12 protein-coding genes are annotated in these 14,152 nt (G+C 63.1%); 5 read left to right on the forward strand and 7 right to left on the reverse strand.

Features of this window, described 5'->3' with window-relative positions:
• Window positions 1-252: 252 nt before the first annotated feature.
• Window positions 253-1,659 (forward strand): purine-cytosine permease family protein, encoded by a 1,407-nt coding sequence (locus AO064_RS04725; RefSeq protein ID WP_064052582.1) that lies wholly within the window; start codon window positions 253-255, stop codon window positions 1,657-1,659.
• Here the strand turns inward: AO064_RS04725 and AO064_RS04730 are convergent.
• The 7 genes from AO064_RS04730 to AO064_RS04760 form a co-directional block, all read right to left on the reverse strand.
• Complete coding sequence (locus AO064_RS04730; protein WP_046035377.1) at window positions 1,647-2,213, reverse strand: sarcosine oxidase subunit gamma; 567 nt, start codon at window positions 2,211-2,213, stop codon at window positions 1,647-1,649. The genes AO064_RS04725 and AO064_RS04730 overlap by 13 nt on opposite strands.
• A gap of 3 nt (window positions 2,214-2,216) precedes the next feature.
• Window positions 2,217-5,114: a 2Fe-2S iron-sulfur cluster-binding protein gene (locus tag AO064_RS04735; protein WP_064052583.1), complete on the reverse strand. Its 2,898-nt coding sequence runs from the start codon at window positions 5,112-5,114 to the stop codon at window positions 2,217-2,219.
• On the reverse strand, window positions 5,111-5,410 hold the full coding sequence (locus AO064_RS04740) for a sarcosine oxidase subunit delta (RefSeq protein WP_012723544.1): 300 nt from the start codon (window positions 5,408-5,410) through the stop codon (window positions 5,111-5,113). The genes AO064_RS04735 and AO064_RS04740 overlap by 4 nt, the downstream gene beginning before the upstream one ends.
• A gap of 13 nt (window positions 5,411-5,423) precedes the next feature.
• Window positions 5,424-6,665, reverse strand: a complete 1,242-nt coding sequence (locus AO064_RS04745; protein ID WP_064052584.1) for an FAD-dependent oxidoreductase — start codon at window positions 6,663-6,665, stop codon at window positions 5,424-5,426.
• Window positions 6,647-7,552 carry a bifunctional methylenetetrahydrofolate dehydrogenase/methenyltetrahydrofolate cyclohydrolase FolD gene (gene folD / locus AO064_RS04750; RefSeq protein ID WP_064052585.1) on the reverse strand — a complete coding sequence of 302 codons (906 nt, stop codon included), beginning with the start codon at window positions 7,550-7,552 and terminating at the stop codon, window positions 6,647-6,649. The genes AO064_RS04745 and folD overlap by 19 nt, the downstream gene beginning before the upstream one ends.
• Window positions 7,549-8,415 carry a formyltetrahydrofolate deformylase gene (purU, locus tag AO064_RS04755; protein ID WP_064052586.1) on the reverse strand — a complete coding sequence of 289 codons (867 nt, stop codon included), beginning with the start codon at window positions 8,413-8,415 and terminating at the stop codon, window positions 7,549-7,551. The genes folD and purU overlap by 4 nt, the downstream gene beginning before the upstream one ends.
• A gap of 435 nt (window positions 8,416-8,850) precedes the next feature.
• Entirely contained in the window at window positions 8,851-9,450 is a 600-nt protein-coding gene (locus AO064_RS04760; RefSeq protein ID WP_027603577.1) for a helix-turn-helix domain-containing protein, read from the reverse strand.
• Window positions 9,451-9,732: 282 nt separating this feature from the next.
• Here AO064_RS04760 and glnT point away from each other — a divergent pair, with 282 nt between their 5' ends.
• The 4 genes from glnT to AO064_RS04780 are packed head-to-tail and all read left to right on the forward strand — an operon-like array spanning window position 9,733 to window position 14,021.
• Window positions 9,733-11,067, forward strand: coding sequence for a type III glutamate--ammonia ligase (glnT, locus tag AO064_RS04765; protein WP_064052587.1), 1,335 nt, complete (start codon window positions 9,733-9,735; stop codon window positions 11,065-11,067).
• A 22-nt stretch (window positions 11,068-11,089) separates the two neighbouring features.
• Entirely contained in the window at window positions 11,090-11,998 is a 909-nt protein-coding gene (locus AO064_RS04770; RefSeq protein WP_012723550.1) for a class II glutamine amidotransferase, read from the forward strand.
• An 11-nt stretch (window positions 11,999-12,009) separates the two neighbouring features.
• A complete protein-coding gene (locus AO064_RS04775) occupies window positions 12,010-12,684 on the forward strand; it encodes a GltB/FmdC/FwdC-like GXGXG domain-containing protein (protein WP_012723551.1) in 675 nt (224 codons plus the stop codon).
• Between the two features lie 14 nt (window positions 12,685-12,698).
• Window positions 12,699-14,021 carry an FMN-binding glutamate synthase family protein gene (locus AO064_RS04780; RefSeq protein ID WP_012723552.1) on the forward strand — a complete coding sequence of 441 codons (1,323 nt, stop codon included), beginning with the start codon at window positions 12,699-12,701 and terminating at the stop codon, window positions 14,019-14,021.
• Window positions 14,022-14,152 lie beyond the last annotated feature (131 nt).

Here is a 14,152-nt window from a genome sequence, read left to right on the forward strand (position 1 = left end):
ATGCAACCGCTTTTTCAATCGCCCGATGAACGTCAATCCTCGGGCCTATCGCCCATAAATACGGGAGCTATGGCGGGAAATAACAGGGTGCGCTGTGGCACACTTGCGGATCAGATGCGCGCTAAGACTACGGATCAGTCTTGTGAAAATGTTGGAATACCATAATATGGTGTTCATCTGAGGGGCGGCCAAAGAGCTCCCCCGGTTTGGCGTCAAACAACTATAAGATCAGACAAACGCGAGTTCATTTCCATGCCCCAGATGTCCCGGCAAGACCCCCTGATCGAGCATCACACGGTCGATTACGTCCCCCTCGCAGAGCGCCATGGAAAGGCCCGCGACCTGTTCACCTTATGGTTCAGCACCAACATCGCGCCGCTGCCGATCGTCACGGGTGCCATGGTGGCCCAGGTGTTCCATCTCAATCTGGCGTGGGGGCTGTTGGCGATTGCCCTCGGGCACCTGCTCGGCGGCATCGTGATTGCCCTCGCATCGGCTCAAGGCCCGCGCATGGGCATCCCGCAGATGGTGCAGAGCCGTGGCCAGTTCGGCCGGTACGGCGCGCTGCTGATCGTGTTCTTCGCCGCGCTGATCTACATCGGTTTTTTCATCTCCAATATCGTCCTGGCCGGCAAGTCCATCGTCGGCATCGTGCCGTCGGTGCCGGTGCCGGCGAGCATCCTGATCGGCGCCCTCAGCGCCACCGCCATCGGCGTAATCGGCTATCGCTTTATCCATACCCTCAACCGCATCGGCACCTGGGTGATGGGCAGCGCTTTGCTGGCCGGTTTTATCTACATTTTTGCCCATGACCTGCCGGCAGACTTCCTTACCCGTGGCGGCTTCAACGCGGCTGGCTGGTTGGCTACCGTGTCGCTGGGGGTGATCTGGCAGATCAGCTTTTCGCCCTACACCAGCGACTACTCGCGCTACCTGCCGGCGGACATTGGCATCACCCGGCCGTTCCTCGCCACCTACCTGGGCGCGACCCTCGGCACCATCCTGTCCTTCGCCTTTGGCCTGGTCGCTGCACTGGCCACGCCCGAGGGCACCGAAGCCATGGTCGCGGTCAAGCAAGCCACCGGCTGGCTGGGGCCGATCCTGATGGTGCTGTTCCTGCTCAATATCATCAGCCACAACGCCCTGAATCTGTACGGCGCGGTGCTGTCGATCATCACCTCGGTCCAGACCTTCGCCAGCCACTGGACCCCGAGCATCAAGGTGCGCGTGGCGCTGTCGGGCGTGGTCCTGGCCGGTTGCTGCGTGGTGGCGTTGGGCGCGTCGGCGGACTTCATCTCGCAATTTATCGGCCTGATCCTCACGCTGTTGCTGGTGTTGGTGCCGTGGGCGTCAATCAACCTGATCGACTTCTACATCATCAAGCGCGGGGTCTATGACATTGCCTCGATCTTCCAGGCCGATGGCGGGGTGTATGGGCGTTTCAACCTGCATGCGATCGTGGCGTACTTCATCGGCATCATCGTGCAACTGCCGTTTGCCAATACGTCGCTGTATGTGGGGCCGTGGGCCAACCTGGTGGAAGGCGCGGACTTGTCGTGGCTGGTGGGGTTGGTGGTGACGTGCCCGTTGTATTACTGCCTGGCGACACGTCAACACACCCAAAAGGTCAGGGCGGCGCGGTTGGGCTACACCGACTGACCCACCCCGCCGAACTCCTCCAGCGCATCCCGCAACGCGCCCTCGAAGTATGCCTTCGAGGCGCGATCCCAGAGGATATGAAACGCCGGCAGCTCCCCACTGCCTGTGTGGATGACAATCGCATTGACCCGCGCCACCGAGGTCTGCGCCACCATCCCCGGCTTGAAGGCCGGGAAACTGAGATCCACCCCGCACAGCTTCGCCATCACCTGCGCAATCACCTCCCCGCTGAGCCGCACACAGGCATGGCTGTCCTGGCGCGGCAGCAAGTAGTTGGCGCGGTGGTCCAGTTCCCAACGCGCTTCTTCATCGGCAATCCGTTGCCCCTGATCCCGCGGGCTGCCCAGCACCAGGTATTCGTTCTGCGACAGGCGCGCCACCCAACTGCCGTCCGCTTGCGCGCAGGCTTGGTTGGGCCCGCCCGGCAACGTGAAGCCGCGCGCCGTGAGGTACTCGGCGCTCTGTGCGCCGCGAAAGCCGACCCGGGGCAGGTCGGTCTGGTCCTGCAGTTGGCAGGGCGGCGTGAACAATTCGTGGGCCTTCAGACTGGTCATGGCTTAACCCTCCTGGCGTTGGTTAGTGGGGTCGAAGAACGGCAGTTGCACCACCTCGGCCTGGACGACGATGCCGCCTTCGACGCGAATCGGAATGCGCTGCCCCGGTGTGCTTTGGTCGATCCCGGCGTAGGCCAGCCCGATGATGCGGCCCAGGGTGGTGGAGTATTCGCAGGAGGTGACGTTGCCGCTGATGTCCGCGCCGTTGAGTACCAGATGGCCTTCCAGCGGTTGCACACTGCCCTTGGGCAGGCTGAAGCCCACCAGTTTGCGTTTCAGCGGCTGGGCTTCGAGGATGTCCACCGAGCGGCGGCCGACGAAGAACGGCTTGGTGCGGCTGACCGCCCAGCCCATGTCGATTTCCGCCGGGTGGGTCATGCCATCGGTGTCCTGGCTGATGATTACGTGGCCTTTTTCCAGGCGCAGCAGGCGCTGGGTCTCGACGCCGAAGGGGCGAATGTCAAAGGCCTTGCCGGCCGTCATCAACGCGTCCCACAACGCCAGGCCGTGGCGTGCCGGTACGTGGATTTCATAGCCCAGCTCGCCGACGAAACCCACCCGCAGCAGGCGTGCCTTGATCCCGGCCACCGTGCCCTGGCGCACGCCCAGGTAGGGGAAGCCTTCGGCACTGAGGTCGAGGTCGCTGCACACCTGCGCTAGCACCTTGCGCGAGTCCGGCCCGGCCACGTTCACCGCACAGATCGCGGCGGTGACGTTGGTCACGTCCACGTCCAGGCGCCACTGCGCGTTCCACTTGAGCATCTGCTGGTAAATACGATCGACGCCGCTGGTGGTGGCGGTGACGTAGAAGTGGTTGTCGGCCAGCCGCGCGCACACGCCGTCGTCGATCACCACGCCGTGTTCGTTGGTCATCAGCGCATAACGCGAACGGCCCACCGGCTGCTTGAGGAACGCGAAGGTGTAGAGGCGGTTAAGCAGTTCGGCGGCGTCCGGGCCGCGCACGTCGAGGCCGCCGAGTGTGGACACATCGATTATCCCGACCTTGTTGCGCACGTGCAGCGCTTCGGCCTGCATGCACGCTTCGCGGTCCTGGGCCTTACCGTAATAGGCCGGGCGCTGCCAGATACCGGCGGGCATCATCTTCGCCCCGGCTTGCACATGGCGCGCGTGCATCGGTGTTTGGCGGTAGGGGTCGAAGGCGCGTCCGGCGACATGCGCGAGTTTCTCCGCCACGAACGGCGGTCGTGCGGTGGTGACCCCGGTTTCGCTGATAGTGCGCTGGGTCGCCCAGGCCACCAGCCGTGCGGTCGGCAGCGCCGAGTGGCGCCCCTGGGACGGGCCCATGCCGACCGTGGAATAACGCTTCACCAACTGCACATCGCGGTAGCCAATGCGGGTGGCGTTGACGATGTCCGCCACCTGCAGGTCCTCGTCGAAGTCGACGAAATCCTTGCCCTTGGGGTGCGGGAAGATCGGCCAGTGGAAGTTGACCTGGGCTTCAGGGCGCAGCACTGCAGGCGGGCTGGCGCTGTTCAATCCGAGGGCGAGCAGGCTGTCGGCGGCGGCGTTGGTCGCATCCGCCAGCACATTGTCCAGTTGATGCCGACCGTGTACGGAACCGGCCACGCCCAGATTGCGCGGCAGGCCACTGAGGCTGAACTCCGCCCGCGAGTCTTCATAGGCCAGCTTGCCACCGGCCTGGCACAGCAACTGATAGACCGGCATATAACCGGCCGACATGCACAGCAGGTCGCAGTCGATCACTTGCCCGCTGGTGCTGACCTGGCCCTGGCCGGTGATCTGGCGCACGTCGACGCCCTTCACATGGCGCAGGCCTTTTTCATGCAGGGCCTCGAACACCGTGCTGTTGCTCAGGCACGCGATCTTGCGCTGGGCCAGGGCACCCGGCAGGGCTATGTCCGCCGGGGCGTGACGCAGGTCGATCACAGCGGCCACGTCCACGCCCTGGTCATGCAGGTCGAGGGCGGCCAGGTAGCCGTCATCGTTGCCGGTGAGCACCACCGCGCGCTTGCCGGGCTTGACCGCATACAGCTTCATCAGGCGCTGCGCCGCGCTGGTGAGCATCACCCCCGGCAGGTCATTGTTGCGGAAGACCACCGGTTGGTCGAACGAACCGCTGCATACCAGGCACTGCTGCGCGCGCACTTTGTACAGGCGCTTGCCCTGGATCACCGGCAGGTAGTTGTCGGTGAACCAGGCATTGCAGGTGGCGTCGGTGAGTACCTGGATATTCGCGTGTTGCTGCACCGCGCCCAGCAACTCGCGGCGCAAGGTGTCGGCACGGGTGCCGGCAATATCGAAGCGCGCGTAGGTCAGCGACCCGCCGAGGATCGGTTGCTGCTCGATCAGCAGCACCTTGGCGCCGGCATTCGCGGCGGTCAGCGCGGCCTGCAAGCCAGCGGGGCCGGCGCCGATCACGGCGAGGTCGGTAAACAGGTAGGCCTTGTCGTAGTACTCGGGTTGGAACGTCAGGTCGAGCACGCCCAGGCCGGCCTTTTTGCGAATGATCGGCTCCCAGACTTTCCACATGCCCTTGGGCTTGTAGAACGAACGGTAGTAGAAGCCCACCGGCATGAACTTGGAGAACTTGCCCAGGTAGGCGTCCTTGTCGTTGTCCAGCGAGCCGTTGACGTTCTGCGGCGTCACCGCCAAGCCGGCGGACAGCGCGTGGGCGTCGGCTAATACGTTGGGTTCGCGGGGCAGTTGCACCAGGCTGTTGGCGTCATGGCCGGCCATGGTCAACGGGCCGCGTGGGCGGTGGTATTTGAACGAGCGCGACATCAGGAAGCGCCCGTTGGCGAGCAGGGCGCTGGCGATGCTGTCGCCCTGCAAACCTTGGTAGGGCAGGCCGTCGAAGCTGAAGTCGAGTGGCTGGTCACGCTGGATCAGCAGGCCCATGGGGGCGGGGAGGCGGTTCATCCGGCGATCTCCTTGGCGGTGGTGAAGTCGACGCGGGTGGTGAACACTTCGCGCGGATCGAAGGTGCGCACGATCTCGTCGGTGACCGTGTGGCGCTCGGCGAGGAACCAGTAGCTGGACGGCGTGTGCATCCACCATTCGCGCACCACGCCGGCAAGGTTGTCGGTGTTGAACACGTAGTCGGCCCATTCGGCATCGCTGCAGGTCAGCGGGTCGGGCATCGGTTTGAATTCACCGCCGTAGGTGAACTCGCTGATATTGCGCGGTCCGTTGAGCGGGCAAATCATGATTTTCATCGTCTGCTCTCCGTCAGTGGCTGGCCGCTGTGGCGCCCATTTCGTTGACTTGCTGGAAGGTCGAAAAGCGCTCGAGGCCGAAGGGTTTGATCAAGTCCGGCACCTTGCCGCCGCTGGCGACCAGCTCGGCCATGGTCTTGCCGCAGATCGGCGTGGCCTTGAAGCCCCAGGTGCCCCAGCCGGCGTCGAGGTAGTAATTCTTCACCGGCGACAGGCCCATGATCGGGCTGTAGTCGGGGGTCATGTCGGTGATCCCGGCCCACTGGCGCATCAACTTGGCGTTGGCCAGGAACGGGAACATCTCGATGGCATGGGCCAGCAGGCTTTCCTTGAGGTCCAGGGTCGAACGCGTGTTGAACAGCGGGTAGGGATCGGAACCGCCACCGAACACCACTTCGCCACGGCTGGTTTGTTGCACGTAGCAGTGCAGCGCCGAGGAACTTACCAGCGGATCGAGGAACGGCTTGAACGGCTGCGTGACCATGGCCTGCAGCGGGAACGTCTGGATTGGCGAGCGGATGCCGGCCTTGGCCATCAGCAGCGAGCTGTGCCCGGCGATCGCCTGCACCGCGCAACCACACTTGATGGTGCCGCGATTGGTTTTCACCGCAGTGATGGCGCCGTTTTCGATAACCAGGTCCTGCACTTCAGTGAGCTGGTGGATCTCCACGCCGCGCTTGGCTGCCTGCTTGGCGTAGCCCCACGCCACGGCATCGTGACGCGCGGTGGCGCCGTCGATATGCCAGAGCCCGGCGATCACAGGCAGGTGGCCGGGGTCGAGGTTAAGGCTGGGCACCAGCTCGCGGATCTGCTGGCGATCAATCATCTCGGTACGCCCGCCGAAGTGCTTGTTGACCTCGGCGCGCTGGCGGAACGAACGCACGGTGGCGTCGGTGTGGGCCAGGGTCAGTTGGCCGCGCTCGGAGTACATGATGTTGAAATCGAATTCGTTGGACAGCGACTGGAACATCTTCACCGACTCGGCGTAGAAACGAACGCCTTCGCTGGTCAGGTAATTGGAGCGGATCACCGCCGTATTGCGCGCGGTATTGCCGCCGCCCAGGTAGGCCTTTTCCAGCACCGCGATATTGGTGATGCCGTGGTACTTGGCCAGGTAGTAGGCCGTCGCCAGGCCATGGCCACCGGCGCCGATGATCACCACGTCGTAACTCGACTTGAGTGCCTTGGGCGGTGGCAGGTCCACCTCCACCGGGTACTCGGAACTCAGCCCGTATTTCAATAGATTGAATGGCATACGGCCTCCGATTGGCTGCGTAGGGCGTGGTGTTGCGCCTGGGCGGCGGCCACGGTGTTTTTCATCAGGAAGGCAATGGTCATCGGCCCGACACCGCCGGGCACCGGGGTGATGGCGGCGACATGGGGCAGGGCGCTGTCGAAGTCGACATCACCCACCAGGCGGCTGCGGCCGTCGTCGTCGATGCGGTTGATGCCGACATCGATCACCACTGCGCCGGGTTTCAACCAGCTCGCGTCAATCAAGCGGGCGCGGCCCACGGCAGCGATCACAATATCGGCCTGGCGGCACAGGGCCTGGGCGTCGTGGCTGCGTGAGTGCAGCACGGTCACCGAGCAATCCGCCTTGAGCAGCAGCGCGGCCATGGGCTTGCCAACGATGTTCGAACGGCCGATCACCACCGCGTGCTTCCCGCGCAGGTCGCCGCAGGTGTGTTCCAGCAGGTACAGGCAACCGCTCGGCGTGCACGGCGTGAGCACCGCGCGCCCCTGGCTGAGGCCGCCGACGTTCTGGCTGTGAAAACCGTCGACGTCCTTGTCCGGCGCGATGGCCTCCAGGGCGCGCAGTTCGTCCATCTGCGCCGGCAACGGCAATTGCAGGAGGATGCCGTGGATCGCCGGGTCGGCATTCAATTGGCCGATCAGGATCAACAATTGTTCGGTGCTGGTGTCGCTGGGCAGGCGATGCTCCATGGAGCGGATGCCCACCTCTTCGGCGCGCAGGATCTTGTTGCGCACATACACCTGGCTGGCCGGGTCGTTGCCCACCAGGATCACCGCCAGCGCCGGTTGAATAGCCTGCCCATACAGACGCGCCACGTCTTCGCGCACTTGCAGCAGCACCCGTGCGGCGGCGGCTTTGCCGTCGATCAGTTTATGCGCGTTCACCGGAACACCACCGTTCTGTCCTGATTGAGGAAGACCCGGTGCTCCAGGTGGTACTTGACCGCCTTGGACAGGGCCACGGTTTCGGTGTCGCGACCAATGGCGACCAAGTCGTCGGGCTTGTACACGTGGTCGACGCGCTGTACTTCCTGCTCGATGATCGGGCCCTCATCCAGGTCGCTGGTCACGTAGTGCGCGGTGGCACCGATCAACTTCACGCCGCGTTGATAAGCCTGGTGATAGGGCTTGGCACCCTTGAAACCGGGCAGGAACGAATGGTGGATATTGATCGCCCGCCCCGACAGTTGCCGGCACAGGTCGTCGGAGAGGATCTGCATGTAGCGCGCCAACACCACCAGTTCGGTGCGGGTGTCGTCGACGATCTTCATCAACTCGGCTTCCTGCGCGGCCTTGTTGTCCTTGGACACCGGCAGGTAGATAAAGCGAATGCCCTCGCGCTCGGCCATCGGCCGCAGATCGAGGTGGTTGGAGACGATGGCGGTGAGGGTCATGTCCATCTCACCCTTGTGGTATCGGTAGAGCAGGTCGGTGAGGCAGTGGTCGAACTTGCTCACCATCAGCATCACGCGCATCGGCTCGCGGGTGTCGTGCAGCTCCCACTGCATGTCGAAGGCCTGGGCGACATCGGCGAAACCGTCTCTGATCTCTTGCAGGTTGCCCGCATGGCCATCGTTGAAGCGGAACACCGCACGCATGAAGAAGCGGCCGCTGAAGTCATCGTCGAACTGCGCCATCTCCCCGATGTAGCACGCCTTGTCCGCCAGGTAAGTGGTGACGGCAGCGACAATGCCGGACACCGCGGGACAAGTGACCTTAATGATGAAATGGTTTTTTTCGTGTTGCATGACACGTCCTCGGGATGATGGCGGCAGCTCATCGCATAGCGAAAAAATGTCTGAGGACAGCAGGCTCATTCCTTGAGCGCGTTTTCTTGTGGGGAATAAAATATTCCTGAAGTGGCTTTATAGGGGAATGAGGGCGGGGCGTCTAGGGGTTTTGGGAAAGATTTTTAACTGGAGGGAATTTTTTACGGGGGCGACCGGAAGGTCGAATGCGATCAAAGGTGGGCGCTGGCTTGCCCGCGATGGTCCCAGGTCTCTGCAAACTGTAGTGAGCGGGCTTGCCCCGCGCTGGGCGGCGAAGCCGCCCCCATAAAGACATCGCCGAGTTCCAGATAAGACCAAGTCGCCTGGTTTGGGGCGGCTTCGCCGCCCAGCGCGGGGCAAGCCCGCTCACTACAAGGTGCTTATGCGCCTTTAAAAGGTGTGCAGCAAAGCCGCTTATTCTTTGTCGTTGCCGTAGTTCATGATCGATAACAACCGAATCGGCACCCGCACCAACTCCTCCGGCCCATGGGGAATCTCGCCCTCAAACGTCAGGCTGTCCCCGGCCTCCATGCGATACAGCTGGTTGCCGTGGCGATAAATCAGCTCCCCTTCAAGCAGGTGCAGAAACTCGGTCCCTGGGTGCGCAAACGTCGGAAACTCCTCACTGGCGTCATCCATGCTGACCATGTACGCCTCGAAGCTCTTCTTCGGCCCGCGCGTATGGTTGAGCAGGTGATAGGTATGCCCCTTCTCCGTCCCCCGGCGCACCACTTCCATGCCTTGGTCGGCCTTGACCAGCAAGGCGCTGCCATCCTGCTGGTCGTATTCGCTGAATAATTTCGAGAGCGGCAGCCCGAGCACGTCGCACAGGCGGCTCAAGGTATCGAGGCTGGTAGAGACCTGGGCGTTCTCGATCTTGCTCAACATGCCCTGGCTGATATCGGCAATTTTTGCCACGTCAGATAGCTTCAGGTCCTGGGCCTGGCGCTGGCGTTTGATCTGCAGCCCCAGGTATTGCTCGAGCTTGAGGCGCGGGGCGGTTTCGGTGGACATGATCATCGGCTCCTGCACGGTTTCCGTTCAGTAATATTATTTTCGCACTGGGAAAGTGCAAAGTCTGGCGCTTAAAGGCCACCCCGCTGTACGTATTCCTGCAGGGAAAAGAATTTTCCCATATATACAGCACAAAAGCGCTTTCACCGGCACATCAAACAGCCGTCCGCGAATCTGGCAAGGGTATTGCATTCCTGTAGGGAAACTAACTTTCTTTTTAGGAATAAAAAGACAGCCTAGGCCCACCCACACGGTTTTGCCTTTCGCGAGGAGTGACACGCAATGTTGCCAGCAGAAACCCAGCGCATTATCGACAAGCACGGGATCAAGTACGTGCTTGCGCAGTTTGTGGATATACACGGTGCGGCCAAGACCAAGTCGGTGCCCATCTGCGGGCTCAAGACAGTGGCCGAAGAGGGCGCGGGGTTTGCCGGGTTTGCCATCAGCGGCATGGGCATGGAGCCCCACGGTCCGGACTTCATGGCGCGCGGCGATCTGTCGACATTGACCCCGGTACCCTGGCAGCCAGGTTATGGGCGTGTGGTGTGTGTCGGCCATGTCGACGGCAAACCCCACCCCTACGACAGCCGCCACGTGTTGCAGCAACAAGTGCAGCGCCTGCAGGATAAGGGCTGGACGCTGAACACCGGCCTCGAACCCGAGTTCAACCTGATGCGCCGTGACGAGCAGGGCACGTTGCAATTGGTCGACCCCAGCGACAACCTCGACAAGCCTTGCTACGACTACAAGGGCCTGTCGCGTTCGCGGGTGTTCCTCGAGCGCCTGACCGAAGCCTTGCAGGCGGTGGATTTCGAGGTCTATCAAATCGACCACGAAGACGCCAACGGGCAGTTCGAGATCAACTACACCTACAGCGACGCCCTGACGTCCGCCGACCGCTTCACCTTCTTCCGCATGGCCGCCGGCGAGATCGCCAATGACCTGGGCATGATCTGCTCCTTCATGCCCAAGCCCGACCCGAAACGCGCCGGCAATGGCATGCACTTTCACCTCTCGATCAGCAGCGCCGAGAACAAAAACCTGTTCCATGACGCCAGCGACCCGAGCGGCATGGGCTTGTCGACACTTGCCTATCACTTCGCCGCCGGCTTGCTCGCCCATGGCCCGGCGCTGTGTGCGTTCGCCGCGCCCACGGTCAACTCGTACAAGCGCCTGGTGGTCGGCAACTCGTTGTCCGGCGCCACCTGGGCCCCGGCCTTCATCGCGTTTGGCGCCAACAATCGCTCGGCCATGGTGCGCGTGCCGTACGGTCGCCTGGAATTTCGCCTGCCGGATGCAGGCTGCAACCCCTATCTGGTCAGCGCCGCGATCATCGCCGCGGGCCTGGACGGTATCGATCGCCAGCTGGAAATCGACCACGTCTGCAACGAAAACCTCTACAGCCTGAGCCTCGAGCAGATCGCCGAGCGCGGCATCAAGACCCTGCCGCAATCCCTCAAGGAAGCCTGCGACGCGCTGGAAGCCGACGCGCTGTTCGCCGAAGTGCTTGGCCCGCAGATCGTGGGCGAGTTCATCAAGCTCAAGCGCATGGAGTGGGTGGAGTACAGCCGCCATGTGAGCGACTGGGAAATCCAGCGCTATACCGAATTTTTCTGACACCGTGTGACGGAGACTTGTTATGTGTGGAATCGTAGGCCTGTACCTGAAGAATCCGCAGCTGGAACCCCAGCTCGGCAAGCTGTTTGAACCCATGCTGCAAGCCATGACCGACCGTGGCCCGGACAGCGCCGGTTTCGCCATCTACGGCGATGAAGTCGCCGATGGCTGGGTCAAGCTGACCCTGCAAGCCACCACCGAAGCCTTCGACTGGAAAGGCTTGATGGGCGAGCTGGAAGGGCGCCTCGGCTGTTCCCTGGATTGGTTCCAGAACGCCAGCGCCGCTGTACTTAAGATCCACGCCGACGAAGCCCCGGTACGCCTGGCCCTGGCCGAACTGGCGCCGAGCGTGCGCATCATGAGCGCCGGGCAGAGTATCGAGATCCTCAAGGGCATGGGGCTGCCCCAGGAGATTTCCCAGCGCTTCGGCCTGGCAAACATGCAGGGCAGCCACATCATCGGCCATACGCGCATGGCCACGGAAAGCGCGGTGACCATGGAAGGCAGCCACCCGTTTTCCACCGGCGCCGACCTGTGCCTGGTGCACAACGGCTCGCTGTCCAACCACTTCCGCCTGCGCCAGGAACTCAAACGCGAAGGCATCCACTTCGAAACCGACAACGACACCGAAGTCGCCGCCGGCTACCTGACCTGGCGCCTGCAACAGGGTGATTCGCTCAAAGAGGCGCTGGACCATTCCCTGGAAGACCTCGACGGCTTCTTCACCTTCGCCATCGGCACGCGCAACGGCTTTGCGGTGATCCGCGACCCCATTGCGTGCAAGCCGGCGATCCTCGCCGAGACCGACGACTACGTCGCCATGGCCTCCGAGTACCAGGCGCTGTCGAGCCTGCCGGGCATCGAGAACGCGCGGATCTGGGAGCCGGCACCGGCCACGTTGTACATCTGGGAACGCGAGTCAGCAGCTTAAGGAGCGCACACATGAAAACCATCGATCTTTCCACCGCCACCGTGCGTGACCTCAACCAGGCGTTGCACGCCCAGGCCATCGACAACGAGTGGCGCGTGACCCATTCCAACGGCAAGCACAACCTCGCCGTGGGCGTGAACCAGGCCGTGTCCATCGATATCGAGGGCCACGCCGGTTATTACTGCGCAGGCATGAACCAACAGGCCTCGATCACCGTGCACGGCAATGTCGGCGTGGGCTGCGCCGAGAACATGATGTCCGGCTCGGTGCGTGTCAAAGGCAGCGCGTCCCAGGCGGCCGGGGCCACGGCCCATGGCGGTCTGCTGGTGATCGAGGGCGACGCGGGCGCGCGTTGCGGGATTTCCATGAAGGGCATCGACATCGTCGTCGGCGGCAGCATCGGCCATATGAGCTGCTTCATGGGCCAGGCCGGACGTCTGGTGGTGTGCGGCGACGCCGGCGATGCGCTGGGCGATTCGCTCTACGAAACCCACATCTACGTGAAAGGCACGGTGGAGTCCCTGGGCTCGGACTGCGTCGAAAAAGAGATGCGCAGCGAACACCTGCACGAGCTGCAGGAACTGCTCGACCGCGCCGGTTTCGCCCACCAGGCGGCAGATTTCAAGCGCTACGGCTCGGCCCGTCAACTCTACAACTTCAAAGTCGATAACGCCTCCGCGTACTGATCAGGAGCTCCACCATGACTGAACAAACCCCTCCGGTCCTGCGCGAGTCGGCCACCTTCGACCGCCTGACCATCCAGGAAATCCAGCGTGCCGCCGAAACGGGCATCTACGATATTCGCGGCGGCGGCACCAAGCGCAAGCTGCCGCACTTCGATGACTTGCTGCTGCTCGGCGCCAGCGTGTCGCGCTACCCGCTGGAAGGCTATCGCGAGAAGTGCGGCACCGATGTGATTCTCGGCAATCGCTTCGCCAAGAAGCCTATCCACCTGAAGATCCCGGTGACCATCGCTGGCATGAGTTTCGGTGCGTTGTCGGCCAACGCCAAGGAAGCCCTGGGCCGTGGCGCGACCATCGCCGGCACCAGCACCACCACCGGTGACGGCGGCATGACCCCGGAAGAGCGCGGCCAGTCCCAGCACCTGGTGTATCAGTACCTGCCGTCGCGCTACGGCATGAACCCGGATGATCTGCGCAAGGCCGACGCCATCGAGATTGTCCTCGGCCAGGGCGCCAAGCCCGGCGGTGGCGGCATGCTGCTCGGCATGAAAGTCACCGAACGTGTGGCCGGCATGCGCACTTTGCCCATCGGCGTGGACCAGCGCAGCGCCTGTCGCCACCCGGACTGGACCGGCCCGGATGACCTGGCGATCAAGATTGCCGAGCTGCGCGAAATCACCGATTGGGAAAAACCGATCTACGTGAAAATCGGCGCGAGCCGGCCGTATTACGACGTGAAGCTGGCGGTCAAGGCCGGTGCCGATGTGATCGTGCTCGACGGCATGCAAGGCGGCACCGCCGCGACCCAGGAAGTGTTTATCGAGCATGTGGGCATTCCGATTTTGTCGGCCATCCCGCAAGCGGTACAGGCTTTGCAAGAGATGGGCATGCACCGCAAGGTCCAGTTGATCGTGTCGGGCGGGATTCGTAATGGTGCCGATGTGGCCAAGGCCATGGCGATGGGCGCGGACGCGGTGGCCATCGGCACGGCGGCGCTGATTGCCCTGGGCGACAACCACCCACGACTGGACGCGGAACTGAAAAAGATCGGCTCGGCCGCCGGCTTCTACGACGACTGGCAGAACGGCCGCGATCCGGCGGGCATCACCACTCAGGACCCGGAGCTGTCCAAGCGCCTTGACCCGGTGGAAGGCGGGCGGCGGTTGGCCAACTACCTGCGGGTGATGGTGCTGGAGGCACAGACCATGGCGCGTGCGTGCGGCAAATCGCACCTGCACAACCTCGACCCCGAGGACTTGGTGGCGCTGACCGTGGAGTCGGCCGCCATGGCCCGGGTACCGCTGGCGGGGACCCGTTGGGTGCCGGGCTCCGGTTACTAGCGGGCCCCTGTAGTGAGCGGGCTTGCCCCGCGCCGGGTGGCGAAGCCACCCCAATAAAGCCGCCGCATTCATTGAGGTAGAAATGCGGCGGTTGGTTTAAGGGCGGCTTCGCCACCCAGCGCGGGGCAAGC

This window comes from Pseudomonas marginalis (genome assembly GCF_001645105.1).
GTDB lineage: Bacteria > Pseudomonadota > Gammaproteobacteria > Pseudomonadales > Pseudomonadaceae > Aquipseudomonas > Aquipseudomonas petroselini.